This is a genomic window from Marinitoga hydrogenitolerans DSM 16785 (assembly GCF_900129175.1).
GTDB classification, from domain to species: domain Bacteria; phylum Thermotogota; class Thermotogae; order Petrotogales; family Petrotogaceae; genus Marinitoga; species Marinitoga hydrogenitolerans.
Genome location: NZ_FQUI01000009.1, coordinates 1 through 14,390, shown reverse-complemented (window position 1 = coordinate 14,390; position 14,390 = coordinate 1). Strand labels below are relative to the sequence as shown.

The 14,390-nt window shown below is 25.3% G+C and carries 20 protein-coding genes; 1 reads left to right on the top strand and 19 read right to left on the bottom strand.

The genetic code is table 11. The annotated features are described in order from the left end of the window. Positions 1–19: 19 nt before the first annotated feature. From BUA62_RS03935 to flgB, 18 genes are all read right to left on the bottom strand, one after another. Positions 20–241, bottom strand: coding sequence for a DUF2905 domain-containing protein (locus tag BUA62_RS03935; RefSeq protein ID WP_143148319.1), 222 nt, complete (start codon positions 239–241; stop codon positions 20–22). 1 nt (position 242) lies between these two features. Beyond that, complete coding sequence (locus BUA62_RS03930; RefSeq protein ID WP_072863672.1) at positions 243–1,076, bottom strand: PSP1 domain-containing protein; 834 nt, start codon at positions 1,074–1,076, stop codon at positions 243–245. A 3-nt stretch (positions 1,077–1,079) separates the two neighbouring features. Next, entirely contained in the window at positions 1,080–2,075 is a 996-nt protein-coding gene (locus tag BUA62_RS03925) for a hypothetical protein (RefSeq protein WP_072863670.1), read from the bottom strand. 10 nt (positions 2,076–2,085) lie between these two features. Continuing rightward, positions 2,086–2,547 carry a YaaR family protein gene (locus tag BUA62_RS03920; protein ID WP_072863668.1) on the bottom strand — a complete coding sequence of 154 codons (462 nt, stop codon included), beginning with the start codon at positions 2,545–2,547 and terminating at the stop codon, positions 2,086–2,088. 181 nt (positions 2,548–2,728) lie between these two features. Beyond that, positions 2,729–3,379 (bottom strand): RNA-binding cell elongation regulator Jag/EloR, encoded by a 651-nt coding sequence (jag, locus tag BUA62_RS03915; protein ID WP_072863666.1) that lies wholly within the window; start codon positions 3,377–3,379, stop codon positions 2,729–2,731. Between the two features lie 21 nt (positions 3,380–3,400). Beyond that, positions 3,401–4,744, bottom strand: coding sequence for a membrane protein insertase YidC (gene yidC, locus BUA62_RS03910; protein WP_072863664.1), 1,344 nt, complete (start codon positions 4,742–4,744; stop codon positions 3,401–3,403). Further along, entirely contained in the window at positions 4,741–5,004 is a 264-nt protein-coding gene (yidD, locus tag BUA62_RS03905) for a membrane protein insertion efficiency factor YidD (RefSeq protein WP_072863662.1), read from the bottom strand. The genes yidC and yidD overlap by 4 nt, the downstream gene beginning before the upstream one ends. Further along, complete coding sequence (gene rnpA / locus BUA62_RS03900) at positions 5,001–5,351, bottom strand: ribonuclease P protein component (protein ID WP_072863660.1); 351 nt, start codon at positions 5,349–5,351, stop codon at positions 5,001–5,003. Before rnpA ends, yidD begins: the two co-directional genes overlap by 4 nt. Position 5,352: 1 nt before the next feature. After that, positions 5,353–5,487 (bottom strand): 50S ribosomal protein L34, encoded by a 135-nt coding sequence (gene rpmH / locus BUA62_RS03895; protein ID WP_072863658.1) that lies wholly within the window; start codon positions 5,485–5,487, stop codon positions 5,353–5,355. Positions 5,488–5,612: 125 nt separating this feature from the next. Next, a complete protein-coding gene (locus BUA62_RS03890) occupies positions 5,613–7,286 on the bottom strand; it encodes an HD-GYP domain-containing protein (RefSeq protein WP_072863656.1) in 1,674 nt (557 codons plus the stop codon). Continuing rightward, the gene (locus BUA62_RS03885; RefSeq protein ID WP_072863654.1) at positions 7,279–7,995 is read right to left on the bottom strand and encodes a LysM peptidoglycan-binding domain-containing protein; all 717 of its coding nucleotides are present in this window, start codon (positions 7,993–7,995) and stop codon (positions 7,279–7,281) included. The genes BUA62_RS03890 and BUA62_RS03885 overlap by 8 nt, the downstream gene beginning before the upstream one ends. Before the next feature lie 47 nt (positions 7,996–8,042). After that, positions 8,043–8,777 (bottom strand): Nif3-like dinuclear metal center hexameric protein, encoded by a 735-nt coding sequence (locus tag BUA62_RS03880; RefSeq protein ID WP_072863651.1) that lies wholly within the window; start codon positions 8,775–8,777, stop codon positions 8,043–8,045. A gap of 106 nt (positions 8,778–8,883) precedes the next feature. After that, positions 8,884–9,987, bottom strand: coding sequence for an ABC transporter ATP-binding protein (locus BUA62_RS03875; protein WP_072863649.1), 1,104 nt, complete (start codon positions 9,985–9,987; stop codon positions 8,884–8,886). Positions 9,988–10,004: 17 nt separating this feature from the next. Further along, complete coding sequence (locus BUA62_RS03870) at positions 10,005–10,268, bottom strand: type II toxin-antitoxin system Phd/YefM family antitoxin (RefSeq protein ID WP_072863647.1); 264 nt, start codon at positions 10,266–10,268, stop codon at positions 10,005–10,007. A 201-nt stretch (positions 10,269–10,469) separates the two neighbouring features. Beyond that, positions 10,470–10,943, bottom strand: a complete 474-nt coding sequence (locus BUA62_RS11655; RefSeq protein WP_200782315.1) for a cupin domain-containing protein — start codon at positions 10,941–10,943, stop codon at positions 10,470–10,472. 20 nt (positions 10,944–10,963) lie between these two features. After that, positions 10,964–11,272 carry a flagellar hook-basal body complex protein FliE gene (fliE, locus tag BUA62_RS03860; RefSeq protein WP_072863645.1) on the bottom strand — a complete coding sequence of 103 codons (309 nt, stop codon included), beginning with the start codon at positions 11,270–11,272 and terminating at the stop codon, positions 10,964–10,966. Positions 11,273–11,284: 12 nt separating this feature from the next. After that, a complete protein-coding gene (gene flgC / locus BUA62_RS03855) occupies positions 11,285–11,710 on the bottom strand; it encodes a flagellar basal body rod protein FlgC (RefSeq protein ID WP_072863761.1) in 426 nt (141 codons plus the stop codon). Positions 11,711–11,715: 5 nt separating this feature from the next. Beyond that, positions 11,716–12,120: a flagellar basal body rod protein FlgB gene (flgB, locus tag BUA62_RS03850; protein WP_072863643.1), complete on the bottom strand. Its 405-nt coding sequence runs from the start codon at positions 12,118–12,120 to the stop codon at positions 11,716–11,718. 63 nt (positions 12,121–12,183) lie between these two features. Between flgB and BUA62_RS03845 the strand changes: the two genes are divergently transcribed. Further along, positions 12,184–13,203: a polysaccharide pyruvyl transferase family protein gene (locus BUA62_RS03845; RefSeq protein ID WP_072863641.1), complete on the top strand. Its 1,020-nt coding sequence runs from the start codon at positions 12,184–12,186 to the stop codon at positions 13,201–13,203. Here the strand turns inward: BUA62_RS03845 and BUA62_RS03840 are convergent. Beyond that, the gene (locus BUA62_RS03840; protein WP_072863639.1) at positions 13,187–14,239 is read right to left on the bottom strand and encodes a YncE family protein; all 1,053 of its coding nucleotides are present in this window, start codon (positions 14,237–14,239) and stop codon (positions 13,187–13,189) included. The two genes, BUA62_RS03845 and BUA62_RS03840, sit on opposite strands and share 17 nt — an antisense overlap. Positions 14,240–14,390 lie beyond the last annotated feature (151 nt).

Genomic DNA, 14,390 nt, shown 5'->3' with positions numbered 1-14,390 from the left:
ATCATCATTATAAATTTTATTATAAAAATCGTTTTATAAACCAAAAAATTCCATTTAATATTATACTTATTAATATAGCAGAAGTCAAAGGAAAATAAAAAGTAAAGTTTTCCTTTTTAATTAAAATATCACCGGGTAATTTTCCAATTTTAAAAGGAATTTTATTTGAAAAATAAAATATAATACCTATAACTATTAAAATAATACCAAACAAAATTAAAAATTTTCCTATAAACTGCATATTAATCACCATACGGACAATTTTTCTTAAAATATTCAAAAGGGAGTTTTACCATTACTGGTTGATTATTTTCAATTATTTGTAATGTCACCTGTTTTAAAAATGCGTTTACTGTAATAACTCTTGCAGGCACATTTTCGTATTCTATGGTAGAACCTTCATTTGGGATACAGCGCAATACAGATTCATAAAAATCATTTTCATAAGCGAGACAGCACATTAAACGTCCACATCTCCCGGAAATTTTTGCAGTATTAATAAGCATTTGCTGTGTTTTTGCCATTTCCATTTTTATTGAATCGAATTTTCTTAAAAATCTTGAACAACAAGTAACCTGGCCACATAAACCGATAGCCCCTATCATTTTAACTTCATCTCTGATACCAATCTGTCGAAGTTCTATTCTAGCTTTAAATTCTTTAGCTAAATCTTTAACCAATTCTCTAAAATCTACTCTGGTATCAGAACCAAAGTATACTATAATTTTTGATTTATCAAAAACAAACCTTGCAGAAAGTATTCTCATTGGTAATCCTAAATTTTTAGCTTTTATTTCTGTAATTTCTTTAGCTTTTTTAGCCATTTTTTTATTTTCTTCATATATCTTTAAATCATCACTATTTAGTTTTCTTAAAATCGAAGTTACTTCATATCCAATTTCTTCAAAAGTTAATTCTTTGGGTCCTAAAACAACTTTTCCAACATCTAATCCCATATCTGTATTCACTAAAACTAAATCACCTATTTTTATATCTTCGCCATTACTAGCATAATATAGTATAGGAGAAAGTTTGGTTATTTCTACTCCATATACTAAAGCGTTTAAATTAATCATAATTTATTCCTCCTTATTTTTAAAAAAGGCCAACATAAACCGCAAAAACATAGTTTGAATAGTCAAATCAAAATTAAAATTTGAAACAGAACTTTTTAGAATATTTTCACACCATTGTGTATTTTCATATATTTTTTGGAAGTCTAATTCAAAATCAGCAAATCCAAAAAAATATACCATATTTAAAGAATAAAATTCTTTCCAATAAGTTGTTAAACTGTATATAAAAGCATCATGATATATAGATAAAAACATTTTCGAAAAAAACTTTATAGTTTTTAGTTTATCTTGGAGCTTATTTTTATACGACAATATTTTATCAATTATACTTTGAATTTCTATTAAATTTAGTTTTTCAAATCTTTTTATTATTTCAAAGAATGATTCATATTTTAAAATCTTATTTTCTACAAAATCATCATCTTCCATTAAATATTTAATAAGTTCATCAATATTTATATTAGAAAAATTTTTTATAGTATTCAGTATTTGTTCAGATTTTTTAGGATTGTTTAAAATATAATGAGCACATTCAAAATCGTTTTTTATAGAAAAAGATAAGTTTATATAGAATTCTGGAAATTTGTTTTTGATTTTATCGAGTAAGTCAGGATTTGGTAATAATATTTTATATAATCTACTTCTAATAGTAGGTAAGAGATTATGCCATCTGGATGTTGTGCTAATTATAATTGCAAAATTAGGAGGTTCTTCCAAAATTTTTAATGCTGCATTAGCTGCTTGGATATTCATTTTATCAATTTCATGAATAAAAATCATTTTATATTCAGAAAAATTTGGTTTGTATAACAAAAATTCTTGCATATCTCTAATATCAGAGATTTTAATATTGCCGTCTTTAGGAGTAATCTCAAATATATCATTAATATTTATATTCTTTTTTAAAGAATTCAATGTATTATATAGAATAAATTTATCCTGATTTACAAGGCAAATTGAGTTTCCTTTGAAATTATAGATTTTATCTAAAATTATCATTATCACCCCATTATTTATATAAATCAAGTAGAAGGCCATTAATAGAATCTATTTTTTTTGCATAAGCAAAAGCTCCAATTTCATTTTTTAATAATTCATCAGTAAGATTTTTAAGTTCCTTATTTATTTCTTCGGCAACAACAAAAAAGTTTTTTTCTTTAAAATTCATTTTTGAATTTAATTTATATAAATTTTTCTCTACTTTTTTGAGAAATGATTTCACACTTTTTTTATATTTTTCTAAGTTTTTTTCTATTGGAGATCTTTTGAATTCTGCACCATATTCTTCTATTTTTGCTAAGAGTTTATTAAGATCCTTTTTTATTAATTCTATTTCATTTAAGTCCATGACTTCAGAAAAAGAAGTTCTTTTTTTGGTGGAACTTTTGTGAATTTTAGACTTTTTTTTATTTTTAATTTTTTTTTCTTCTAATTTTTTAGATGAATTTCCTGATAATGGATTTATAAACATATGTCTCACCTCCGGTGAGAGAATAATAAGATTAATTTAATTATACTACAAAGAAATAAAAAAGAAAAATTCTTTTACCCCAGAACAAAAGTAAAATATTTAAAAATAAAATATTTAATTAAAGACCAATACAAAAAAAGAAAAAGGGATATCCCTTTTTCTTAAGTTATAATGAAAAATTTTAGGCTTTAATATGAGATTTTGTTAATTTTATTACAACTTTTCTATAAGGTTCTAATCCAATAGATTCTGTCATTATATGAGAATAATTTCTCCTTACATATTCGTGAACGATACGTCTTTCATATGAAAACATTGGGGCTAATTCTATTCGTTCATTTTCATCATTCAACCTTTTTATAGCATTATCAACTATTTCATATATTTTTTCTTTTTTCTTTCTTCTATATTCACCAACGTCTAAATTAACATCTATTTTTGTACTTGAAAGTCTATTAATATAAATAGATAAAATATGTTGCATAGCTCCAATTGTTCTGCCGTATTTTCCAATTAACTTTCCTAAACCATCACCTTCTAATCTAACCAGTATATTTTTTCCTTGAAAGTTAATAGAATAATCAAAATCACCATCAAAATGTTCTAAAAGTGAGCATAAAAATTCATTTAATCTGTTCATAAGGTATTTTTCATTTAAAAAGGCATTAATGATAGCAAGTTTGTTTCCAATACCTAAAAAACCTTTTTTTGGCTGTTGGATGACTTCAAATCCTATTTCTTCAGGAGAAGCATCATAATATTTTACCGCTTCATCAAATGCCAAGTCAATACTTTTTCCTTCAAACTGTTTTTCTCGAATCTTGATATTCATTTTGAGCACCTCCTAATGTGACTATTTTGAAGTTTTATAAGGTTTTGGTCCTAATCCTAAAAATTCTCTCATAGTTAATCCTTTTATATGATTCTTCTTATTTACATAAGCAGTGATAAAGATTTGCAAGACAGCATTAGTTACCCAATAAATGAAAATTCCAGTTGGTAAATTTATGAATAAGAATGGGAAAACGATCATCATAATAGATGTATTCCATGCTGTTTTTCTATCTGTGGCAGATTGTAAGGCATTGAATAAATAAGCTACGACACTTAATAAAACTAATACAATATTTTGTGAAAAACCGCCTTGAGATAAATCAGACCAGATTAAAAACTGTGGATTATAAGCAAAAGTTCCTTGATAATAATTAATTGCACCATATAAAATCCAGAATATTGGCAATTGAACAAAAGCGGTCAAACAACCACCAGCGGGATTGATTTTGTGTATTTTATATAATTCCATTAGAGCTTGTTGCTGCCTTTGAGGGTCTTTATATTTTTTCTTTATTTTTTCAATTTCTGGTTGCAATTTTCTCATTTCAATCATAGATTTTGTTTGCTTATGATATAACGGATATAAGATTAATCTTATAACCAAAGTAAAAATCATTATAGCCCAGCCAAAATTTCCTGTAAATCTATATAACCACCATAAAAACATAACAAATGCATAATTTATATACCATAACCAATTTATTGCACCTACGGATTTAGCTAATTCTTTTATTCTATCATATTTTTCTGGGAAAACTTGTTTAACAAAAACAAATTTTCTGGGACCCATATATGCTTTAAAAGTTTTATTCCCAGAAATTTGTATAGATTGATTTTCGATATTTATATTATCAGCATCAAAAATAAAAAGGGATTTTATAGGTTTGTTAAGATAAGAAATTAATAATTCATTATCTGTAGCAACAGTATTAGGATAAGAAATTGTTGGAATAATAACCTTTCCTGACAAATTCTTAAAAGAAACATCAAAATTATAATATGGATCGTTATAGAATTTATAACTTTTTATACCAGAGTTTTCAAAATAAAATTTTATTTCTATGAAATTATTTTCATAATCTTCTGAAATGTCAAAAGATACTGGCAAAATTTCATTTCCGTTATCATCATATAAATCAAAACTATCGTTATAATAACTATAAATTTTGGTAAATAAAGTATTACTTCTATCTTGTAATATTTCAAAGCTTCTCATGTGCCCTAAGTTGTCAAATGTAACTTTGTATAATCTCATTTGTAAATTAATCTCGGTTGCAGATGAAGTTATACTATAATCTGGAATTTGAGAGAAAACAAAAACTCCCAGGACAATAAGTCCTATAATTAAAAGTATTTTTTTCAATTTTTTACACCCCTTTGTTTATTTTTTGTTGTTGTAATAAAGACAAATTTTTCAGGTACAGGATCCATTCCGCCTTGGTGAAATGGATTGCATCTAAGAATCCTTAACATACCTAAATATAAACCTTTTAACACACCGAATTTTTCAATAGCTTCATAGGTATAAGTAGAACAAGTAGGATAATAAATACATTTTGATGGTTTGTACGGGGATATATGTTTTTTATAAAACTGAATTAATCCCAAAAATATTTTTTTCATTTTAAGCGCTCCGATATATTTAAAATAATATTCTTAATATCATCAAAAGACATATTATCAAAATCTTTTGAAAGTTTTTTTCTTGGTAAAAAAACAATATCATAATCTTGTGGAAAGAGACCTTTATTTCTTCGATATATTTCTCTAATGTATCTTTTTAATTTATTTCTCTTATAAGCTTTTCCGAATTTTCTTTTAATAGTAATGCCTATTCTGGTATAAGTAAGATTATTCTTAGTATATACGACTACAAAGTATTCATTTATATGTCTCTTTCCACAAGAAAAAACTTTATCAAAGTCATTTTTAAAATGGATGCGTTCTCTTTTTTTAAAGGTTTCCTTCATATTAAACAGCTAATCTTTTTCTTCCTTTAGCTCTTCTTCTTCTCAATACAGCTCTTCCACCTGGAGTTTTAGTTCTTGCTAAAAATCCATGTGTTCTTCTTCTTTTAGTTCTGGAAGGTTGGTATGTTCTTTTCATTAGAATTCCTCCTTTTTCAATTTTTTCTAAATACCTTCACCTATTATACCCTTAAAATATTTTTTATGTCAATAAGAAAGGTTACAATTATTTTTTTTTTAAGAAAAAATTCGGGACATCCCGAATTAATGTAACATTTTTAATTGTTCTTTCCTTAAATTTATTATTTGAATTAATTTTGTATACTCATCATCTGTGACTTCTCCAATTTTGAAATCACAATGATAATATCCACTAAAAATTTCTTCTTTATATATTATTTCACCTATAAGGTTTATTTTTAAATTCATTGCTTCAAAAGTTATTAAAATTTTCGAATCAACCATATTATTTACTTTGTCTTTTAAAGCATAAAATATAAGATTTTTATTTGATATGCTTTCAATATTAATTTTAAAAGCTTTTTCATTATCAAGTCTCCATACATATTTATTAACAAAAACGACTTTTTTTAAAGGTACCCCGACACCAATCAAATTCCACTTTACAGAAACACTCTCAGAATCTTCTATATTTTTATTAATTTTTAGAATATAACCTGTTTTATTTTTCCCTACAATTGTACACGTTTTATTAAATGAATTATTGTTAGAATAGTATTCAATAGATATATTATTTTCAAGTTGTAAAAGATCTTTTTCAATATTAAAGTTTTTTTCATCTATTTCAATAGTTTTTTGAGGTAAAAAGATATTGATAAAATCTTTTTTAGAATCTATAATTTTAGCTTTTAATTTTATTTCTTTTTTTTCAATATTGAAATTAATAAAAACATCATTGTATTTCATTAAAGTGTTTGGTAAAAGGCCACCATAAAAATCAGGGATTATTTTTACAACAGTTTTTACAATTTCTCCGTCTAATTTATTATTTTCAACCATTTTAAATAAAATTTTTGGAGCATCTTCAATTTTCATAGCTTTTCTCCATGGTCTGTTAGAGAGCAAAGCATCAGTAACTTCAGAAACGACTAATATTTTTGACAATAAAGAAAGATAATATTTATTTTTTTTAGAGTAACCACTACCATCTAAATATTCATGGTGATACTTTGCGATTTCCACATATTCAGAAAAATAATCGTTTCCTGCAAATAAAAATTCAAGATTATTAGTATGTTGTTTTATAATTTCTAATTCCACGGGAGTAAGTTTTTCAGACTTTTGTAATATTTCTTTTGGTATCCAAATTTCTCCCAAATCATGTATTAAAGCGGCATAGTATAATTTTTCAATATTTTTTTGATCCAATTTTAAATTTTCAGCAATAAGTACAGAAAGATCAGCTATTCGTAAAGAATGATAATAAGTATAAGCATCATGTGCTTTTAAAATTGAAAATAAAGAATTTATTGTTTGCTCAATGGAGTATTCTTTTAATACTTCATCTTTCATATCCAAAAGTATAGTTAAAAAACTTTTCAAATGTTCATAAAATAAGTCTTTTAAGGTATTAATATTGTCATATTTTGTATTTTTATCTAATAACACATAAATAAAACCAACAATATTATTTCGAAAGATAATATTTTGACCTATAGCAAAATGATTTCTTTTTCCATCGAAAAAGTGTTTATTAATAGATTCTTCATATAAAACAGAATCAAAATTATTAATAAGAAATTTATCTTCAACAGAAAAACACATAGAATTCATAGAAAGATCAAAATCCATATTTTCAGAATCAAAATATGACACAATTCTAAATAAATTATCGGAAATTTTAATTCCCAAAATCAATCTGAAATTTGAAATAGGCATTTCAGCTATTATTGAACTAATAGCCTCATACTTACTCATTTGCTTCACCCTTACTTATAAAGTTTTTTGAGGTACCGACAATTATGAACATATCATCTTTTAATAATTCTGGAGATTTAATATTATTAATTTTTAATAAATAGTCTATGGAAACACCAAAAATACGTGAAATGCTGTATAAAGTATCTCCACTTTTTACTTTATAGTAAATATAATTATCTTTTGGCATTTCTTCTTTGTAATATTTTTCAAATACAGAATTGTCTAAAGAATATATTTCTCTTGGCAAAGTGTCATTTATTATAAAAGAAAAATCTTGTAGATTTAAATTTGTACTTTCCTGGCTAATTTTTTTACCATGAAGTGAAACGTTTTTATATAGGATAATTATCGATATATTTGCTTCTTTAATTTCTTTAGAAAAAGTATTTATAATATGATTGGTGCTATAAATTTTAAAATTGTTATATTCATAATCATCATTTCTTTCTATTACGCCAATAACAAAGACTTCATTGTTTTTATATAAGTATTTTGTATATGGCATGTAATAAAACTTGCCGTTATATTCTAAGTTTGCCAATAAAAAAGGCATATTTTTATCAAAAAGTTCATTGCTAAATTCAACACCTAGAAAGGGTTTATATGATGGAATTTCATAGTATCCTTCATTGCTTTTAGAAAAGTTTATTGAAAAAGCTAAAAAAGACAAAATTAAAATTATGAGTGTAAATAATGATTTTTTCATGATTAGCCCTCCCTAATATTATCAAAAACAATTATATCATAAAATAATTAAATTTCATTATATGTATCAATGAAAATATTTTCAATGTTGAATTTATCTTTTAATAAATTAGAAATGGCTTTAACACCGAATATTTCGGTTGCATAATGACCAGCATTTATATAATTTATCCCCATTTCTGAAGCTATATCTCTAATATGTTCTTTCACTTCACCTGTTATAAAAGTATCTGCAACACCTTCCAAAGATTCGATTGCATAAGATGCTCCTCCTGATATTATAACTACATTTTTAACGTAATTTTTATTCTGATAAATTAATAAATCTCTTCTATTAAAAATTTTCTCAAGCATTCTTTTAAATTTTTCAAAAGGTATATCCTCATCAAAATTTCCTTTTACACCTATATCATAGCTTTCTATATTATTTAAATTTAATTTTTTAGCTATTTGAGCATTATTTCCATATATTAAATGTGCATCTAAAGGCAAATGATATCCCATAAGAGTGATATTATTTTTTATGACTTTTTCAATACGTTTTTTAAAATATCCTCGAATCTTAAAAAAGTCCTTACCAAAAATTCCGTGATGTACAAGAAGCATATCCGCATTATTTTCAATAGCTTCGTCTAAAAATTGTTTATTAAATGAAACACCTACAGCAATTTTTTTTACTTCATGTTTTCCTTCAATTTGTATTCCATTAAAGCAATAATCATTAAATTTATTGATATCTAATAAATCATTTAAAAATTTTTCTATTTCAAAAATATTTGCCATAAGCACACCTCCATATTAAGTATAACATAAAATTTTTAAAAAAGAATAATCCTTATGAAGATAAAACAAGAACTCCCTTTTAGCAAAGGGAGTTCTTGTTTTTATGTTATATAACTGCTAATTCAGTTTCTTTATCAAAAATATGCATTGTTTCCATTTCTAAGATCAATTCAACTTCACTGTCTTCCCTAGCAGTCGTAGTAGGATCAACTTTAGCAACAAATGCTTGACCACCAATATTAACATGTAATAAAGTTTCACTTCCTAAAGGTTCTGCAACATCAACAATTCCTTTAATAACATCATTTGTATGCTCACCTTTATATATTGATTTATCATGAATATTTTCTGGCCTAATTCCAAATACAACATCTTTATCTATATAAGATTCTAATTTTTCTTCGAATTCTTTTGGAACCTTTACTTTGAAACCTTCTGAAGCAACCCATAATCCGCCTTCACCTTTAACTATTTTCGCTTCTAAGAAATTCATAGGAGGAGTACCAATAAAACCAGCAACAAATTTATTTGTTGGTCTGAAATATACATCGAAAGGACTTCCAATTTGTTGAATAACTCCATCTTTCATAATAACAATTTTATCAGCCATAGTCATAGCTTCAACTTGGTCGTGAGTAACATATACTATTGTTGCGTTTAATCTATGATGTAATTTTTTTAATTCACTTCTCATTTGAACCCTTAATTTCGCATCTAAATTTGATAAAGGTTCGTCAAATAAAAATACTTTAGGATCCCTAACAATAGCTCTACCAACTGCAACCCTCTGTCTTTGACCACCTGATAATTGTTTAGGCTTTCTATCTAATAAATGTGCAATATCTAAAATTTTTGCTGCATTTTTTACCCTAGCATCAATTTCTTCTTTTGGGAATTTTCTTAATTTTAAACCAAAAGCCATATTATCATATACTGTCATATGAGGATAAAGAGCATAATTCTGGAAAACAAAAGCAATATCTCTATCCTTTGGTTCAACATCATTAACGATTTTGCCATCAATCACTAATTTTCCATCTGTTATTTCTTCTAATCCTGCAATCATTCTTAATGTTGTAGTTTTTCCGCATCCTGAAGGACCTAACAAAACACAAAATTCTTTATCTTCGATAGTAAAACTTGCATTTTTAACTGCATGAAATCCGTTAGGGTAAATTTTATCAATATTTTCCAATACAACTTGTGCCATTAAAAACACCTCCAATTTTATTCTTCTAAAATTTCAATTTCTTTAAATATATCTTTTATTTCATTATATTTAGAAGGATCACCTATTTCCATAAGATATAAATCTCTAATTTCATCAATAAAATTCATTAATTTTTTAAATTTGTCAAATCCTATTAGAACAAATTCAGGTTTTCCATTTTTTGTGATAACAACGAATTTCCTTTTCGATTCCTCTGTTACATAAGAAAATTTTGATTTGGCTTCAGCCACGCTGTAAAATTTCAAATTTTCAATATCCATAAAAATCCTCCTTGACTATAATTATAGTCATATTTTCTGTAAATAAAAAATACGATTATCTATAATTAAACAGTAAAAAACAAAACTACGAAGAATTACAATAATAATTCTTTGTTTTTTTAATTTTTATAATTATAATATTGAATCTTAATTTTCTAAATATATAACAATATAAAAATATAGACTGCCTATGATAGCAGTCTATATGGTTATTCCAAAATTATAATGTTTTTTAATAGGTTTAAGAATTTCCCATTTGCAAGAAAGCCCTTTTTTAAATTTAACTAAATTGCCTTTTTTAATTTTATAATTGTAATTTTTTGTATGAACAATAACTTCTCCATCTAAAATATAACACACTTCAGTATCTTCATAATACCAATCAAAAGTAGAAACTTCTTTTTCCCATATAGGCCAGTTTTTTACGTCTAATTTTTTTAATAAAACATCAGAAGGATTTTCTATGACTTTAACTTCAGGTTCGTTATCTAAAAGAGCATTCATAGGGTCTTTAAATTTAGATTCGGCACTTAATATAGTTTCACCCAATAATTGAAGATACTGTTCAACATCCTTTTTATCGAAATTATCATAAAGAAACAATTCCAGAGTTTCAAAATCTGACTCTGGATGTCTTTCAAAAAATTCATCAACGGCTTTAATTATATCTTCCATTTTTCACCCTCACTTCAGAATTAAATTTGCATTTTCATAATTTCTTTGTAAGCCTGAACAATTTTGTTTGTAACTTCTGTTGTTAGTTTTAATGACAAAGAAGCTTTTTCAGCAGAAATAATAACATTATGAATATTGTCAATCTTTCCTGCTGCGTAATCAGCACTCATTTGTTGAGAGATCTTTTGGGTTTTATTTACATCATCAATAGCATTTTTCAAAATATCTGCGAAATTCAAATTTTTTGATGATGTTTTATTGTTTTTTTGCGTCCTTGCTATATCATTAATTCCATTTATTCCTGAAACTCCCGGGATTTTTTCAATCATAACTTACACCTCCTAAGCTCCACGACCTATAGATAAAGCAGAATTAAACATTGTTTTTGCAGAATTAATAACTGCAACATTAGCTTCATAAGCTCTTTGTGCAGTAATTAAATCGACCATTTCTCTGAGAGGATTAACATTAGGATATTTAACATATCCATTTTCGTCAGCATCTGGATGACCAGGATCATATACCAATCTAAAAGGACTATTATCTTCTTCTAATTTTGAGACTCTTACACCAGATATTTGTTCATCTTTTTTAGATAATTCTTTATTCAAAACTTCTTTAAAAGTAACAACTTTTCTCCTATAAGGTCCGCCATTCTCAGTTCTTGTAGTATTTGCATTCGCAAGATTATTTGAGATTACTTCTGATCTAAATCTTTCTGCTGTCATTCCGCTTGCAGCGATATCCATTATTTTAAAAGCATTAATATTCATTATCTGATTCCTCCAATAACTGTTTTATAATCTGATAATCTATAGTTAATTAATCTGGTTAAAGCGTTATATTGTAAAGTGTTTTCCATCATTTTAACCATTTCAATATCAATATCAACATTGTTTCCATCTTCTCTTGTTGAACGTGATTTGTCTTCTATTATATCATATTTTACTTCATTAATAGAAGGTATGTTTTTTAAATGTTTTGAATTGTTTGTTTTTAATTTTATCTCATTAGAATTTCCTAAAGCTTTTCTTAATTCTTCTTCAAAAGAAATATCTTTTCTTTTATAACCTGGTGTGTTATAATTAGCTATATTATGAGAATAAATTTTTTGTCTTGCTTCAATAGCGTCTAAAGCTTTTGGTATAATATTCATTGTAAGATCTTTTACAAACATTTTATCCGCCTCCTGAGTTATAATTCTATATAATGGTAAAAAAAACCTAAGGAGTTGAAAAAAATGAAAAAAATCTTTCTTGTAGGATATTATGGTCATAATAATCTTGGAGACGAAATGTTGTTTGAATCAATGTTAGAAATGTTTAAAGAAATAAAATTTGAAGGAAAAATATATGTGATTTCAGATAAAACAAAGATTGAAAAAGAATATAAATTCAAGGTTTTTACAATAGATAAATATGATTTTCCAAAAATAATAAATACAATAAAAGATATTGATTTAATGATTTATGGTGGTGGAAATCTCTTACAAAGCGAGACATCTTTAAAAAGTTTTTTATATTATGATTTTTTATTTTCAATAGCTAAGCACTATAAAAAAAATATTTTGTTTGTTTCCCAGGGATTTGGTCATTTTAAACATAAATATGCATTAAAAAGATTAAAAAAAATTTTAAAATATAAACGATTATTTGGAATATTAAGAGATGAAACTAGTTATAGATATGCAAAAAGATATTCTGGAAATTTCGAATTGGGTACAGATATTGGAGTTATAAAATATAAAAACATAATATTTAAAAAAGATCCTCAAAAAATGCATATTTCGATAATCATAAAAAACAGAAGAAATTGGGCGAAAATACTATATATTTTAGAACAGATAAATGTAAAAAGAATAACACCTATAGTTTTAAATAAATCGCAAGATTCGATAATAGCATATGAATTCTTTGAAAAATATAAAGATGAAATAAATATTTCCTTTCCAGTTTCAGAAGAAAATAAAATTTTATATGAAATATTAAAATCTGAATTTGTTATTTCTGATAGACTACATGGTGGAATATTATCTTTATATCTGGGTGTTCCGGTAATTATGTATAAAAATCAAAAAAATTATAGAGTTTTTAAGACGATAAATAATGAATATAATTTATTTTTTAAAGACGAAGAAGATTTGATTGGTGCAATATCAAAAATATATGATTTTAAATTTAATAATATGCAAGAAAAGTTTGTAAATAATTTGAATGAAACACACGAAAAAACAGTAAATTTAATTAAAACCTTCTTATAATATTTAATACCTGACCATCTGTACTTAATACTAAAATAATATTATCTGTTGGCACTTCAATATCTATAGGATAATCATCGATTTTAAACCTTTCATAAACGTTAAAATTCTTATCAATTACAAAAAATTCGCCAGTTATATGAGATATGGCAAACAGAAAATCATTAGTAGTATTATATGCAAAATCAGTAATAGGGATATCCTTTAAAATAACTTTTATAGATTTATCTTTTAACGAATAAATATAGATTCCACCAAAAAGTGAATTTCCGATTATATTATTGTTGAATATTCCAATATTAGTTAAATATTTACCAAATTGAGCAATCTTTTTTTGATAATTATCCCAAAATTCATATATTCCTCCTTCAAAATATTCACCTAAATAGTATTTTCCGTTATACCTTTCAATATCAATTGGAAAAGAAATTCTTTTTAAATTCATAATAAACTTTTCATCGCTTAGCCTAAACAACAATTTATATGTAGTAAAAATATTGTTTTTTTCATTTTCATACATGGGAATTAAAACATCATTATCAATCAAAGATATGAAAGGACTTTTTACTGGAAATTCATAGAAAGCTTCTATTTTTAAAGATGTTTTATTTATAATATATAAACCATAAGGATTGGTAGTAGCAACATAAAATTTATCTTTTGAAAACTTCATATTTACAGGTTTAGCTTTTAACTTTAATTTTCTGCTAAGACTTCCCCACTTGTTAATAACTTTTAGAGAAGGATCTCCGTTATCTATGACATATAAATAATTATTTATATAATATCCTGCCATGGGTCTTGTAATAACTCCATTATCTACATATAAAGTGACATCACCATTAACATAATCAACAACTTTTACGGTACCGCTGTAATTGCAGATAGTTGCATAATTCCCATAGATATCAATGTGAAATGTTCTCTCTCCAACCTTTATTTTATCAACAACTTGAAAAGTATCTGGTGAAGAAAGAGAAATCAAAGAAAACAGGATAAAAATAATCAAAAGAATTTTTTGAAATATTTTAAGCATATATAACCTCCAGAAAATTATATTTTTTTCCTGACTTTGACAATTGTTTTTTTTAAAAAAAGAGATAACGCTGAAATATAGCGAAAAATATCAAATGTTAACTTTTTATAAAAAGCAAAATTAGCCACACACCACCCTCTTTTTAGCGTTT

Coding starts and splice junctions, on each gene's coding strand:
- BUA62_RS03880 (WP_072863651.1), bottom strand. CDS start 8,777: ATGGCAAATATTTTTGAAATAGAAAAATTTTTAAATGATTTATTAGAT.
- flgB (WP_072863643.1), bottom strand. CDS start 12,120: ATGTTTGTAAAAGATCTTACAATGAATATTATACCAAAAGCTTTAGAC.
- BUA62_RS03935 (WP_143148319.1), bottom strand. CDS start 241: ATGCAGTTTATAGGAAAATTTTTAATTTTGTTTGGTATTATTTTAATA.
- BUA62_RS11655 (WP_200782315.1), bottom strand. CDS start 10,943: ATGGAAGATATAATTAAAGCCGTTGATGAATTTTTTGAAAGACATCCA.
- BUA62_RS03885 (WP_072863654.1), bottom strand. CDS start 7,995: ATGAAAAAATCATTATTTACACTCATAATTTTAATTTTGTCTTTTTTA.
- BUA62_RS03845 (WP_072863641.1), top strand. CDS start 12,184: ATGAAAAAAATCTTTCTTGTAGGATATTATGGTCATAATAATCTTGGA.
- fliE (WP_072863645.1), bottom strand. CDS start 11,272: ATGATTGAAAAAATCCCGGGAGTTTCAGGAATAAATGGAATTAATGAT.
- BUA62_RS03840 (WP_072863639.1), bottom strand. CDS start 14,239: ATGCTTAAAATATTTCAAAAAATTCTTTTGATTATTTTTATCCTGTTT.
- rpmH (WP_072863658.1), bottom strand. CDS start 5,487: ATGAAAAGAACATACCAACCTTCCAGAACTAAAAGAAGAAGAACACAT.
- BUA62_RS03930 (WP_072863672.1), bottom strand. CDS start 1,076: ATGATTAATTTAAACGCTTTAGTATATGGAGTAGAAATAACCAAACTT.
- BUA62_RS03870 (WP_072863647.1), bottom strand. CDS start 10,268: ATGGATATTGAAAATTTGAAATTTTACAGCGTGGCTGAAGCCAAATCA.
- rnpA (WP_072863660.1), bottom strand. CDS start 5,351: ATGAAGGAAACCTTTAAAAAAAGAGAACGCATCCATTTTAAAAATGAC.
- jag (WP_072863666.1), bottom strand. CDS start 3,379: ATGAATATCAAGATTCGAGAAAAACAGTTTGAAGGAAAAAGTATTGAC.
- BUA62_RS03920 (WP_072863668.1), bottom strand. CDS start 2,547: ATGTTTATAAATCCATTATCAGGAAATTCATCTAAAAAATTAGAAGAA.
- BUA62_RS03890 (WP_072863656.1), bottom strand. CDS start 7,286: ATGAGTAAGTATGAGGCTATTAGTTCAATAATAGCTGAAATGCCTATT.
- yidD (WP_072863662.1), bottom strand. CDS start 5,004: ATGAAAAAAATATTTTTGGGATTAATTCAGTTTTATAAAAAACATATA.
- BUA62_RS03875 (WP_072863649.1), bottom strand. CDS start 9,987: ATGGCACAAGTTGTATTGGAAAATATTGATAAAATTTACCCTAACGGA.
- BUA62_RS03925 (WP_072863670.1), bottom strand. CDS start 2,075: ATGATAATTTTAGATAAAATCTATAATTTCAAAGGAAACTCAATTTGC.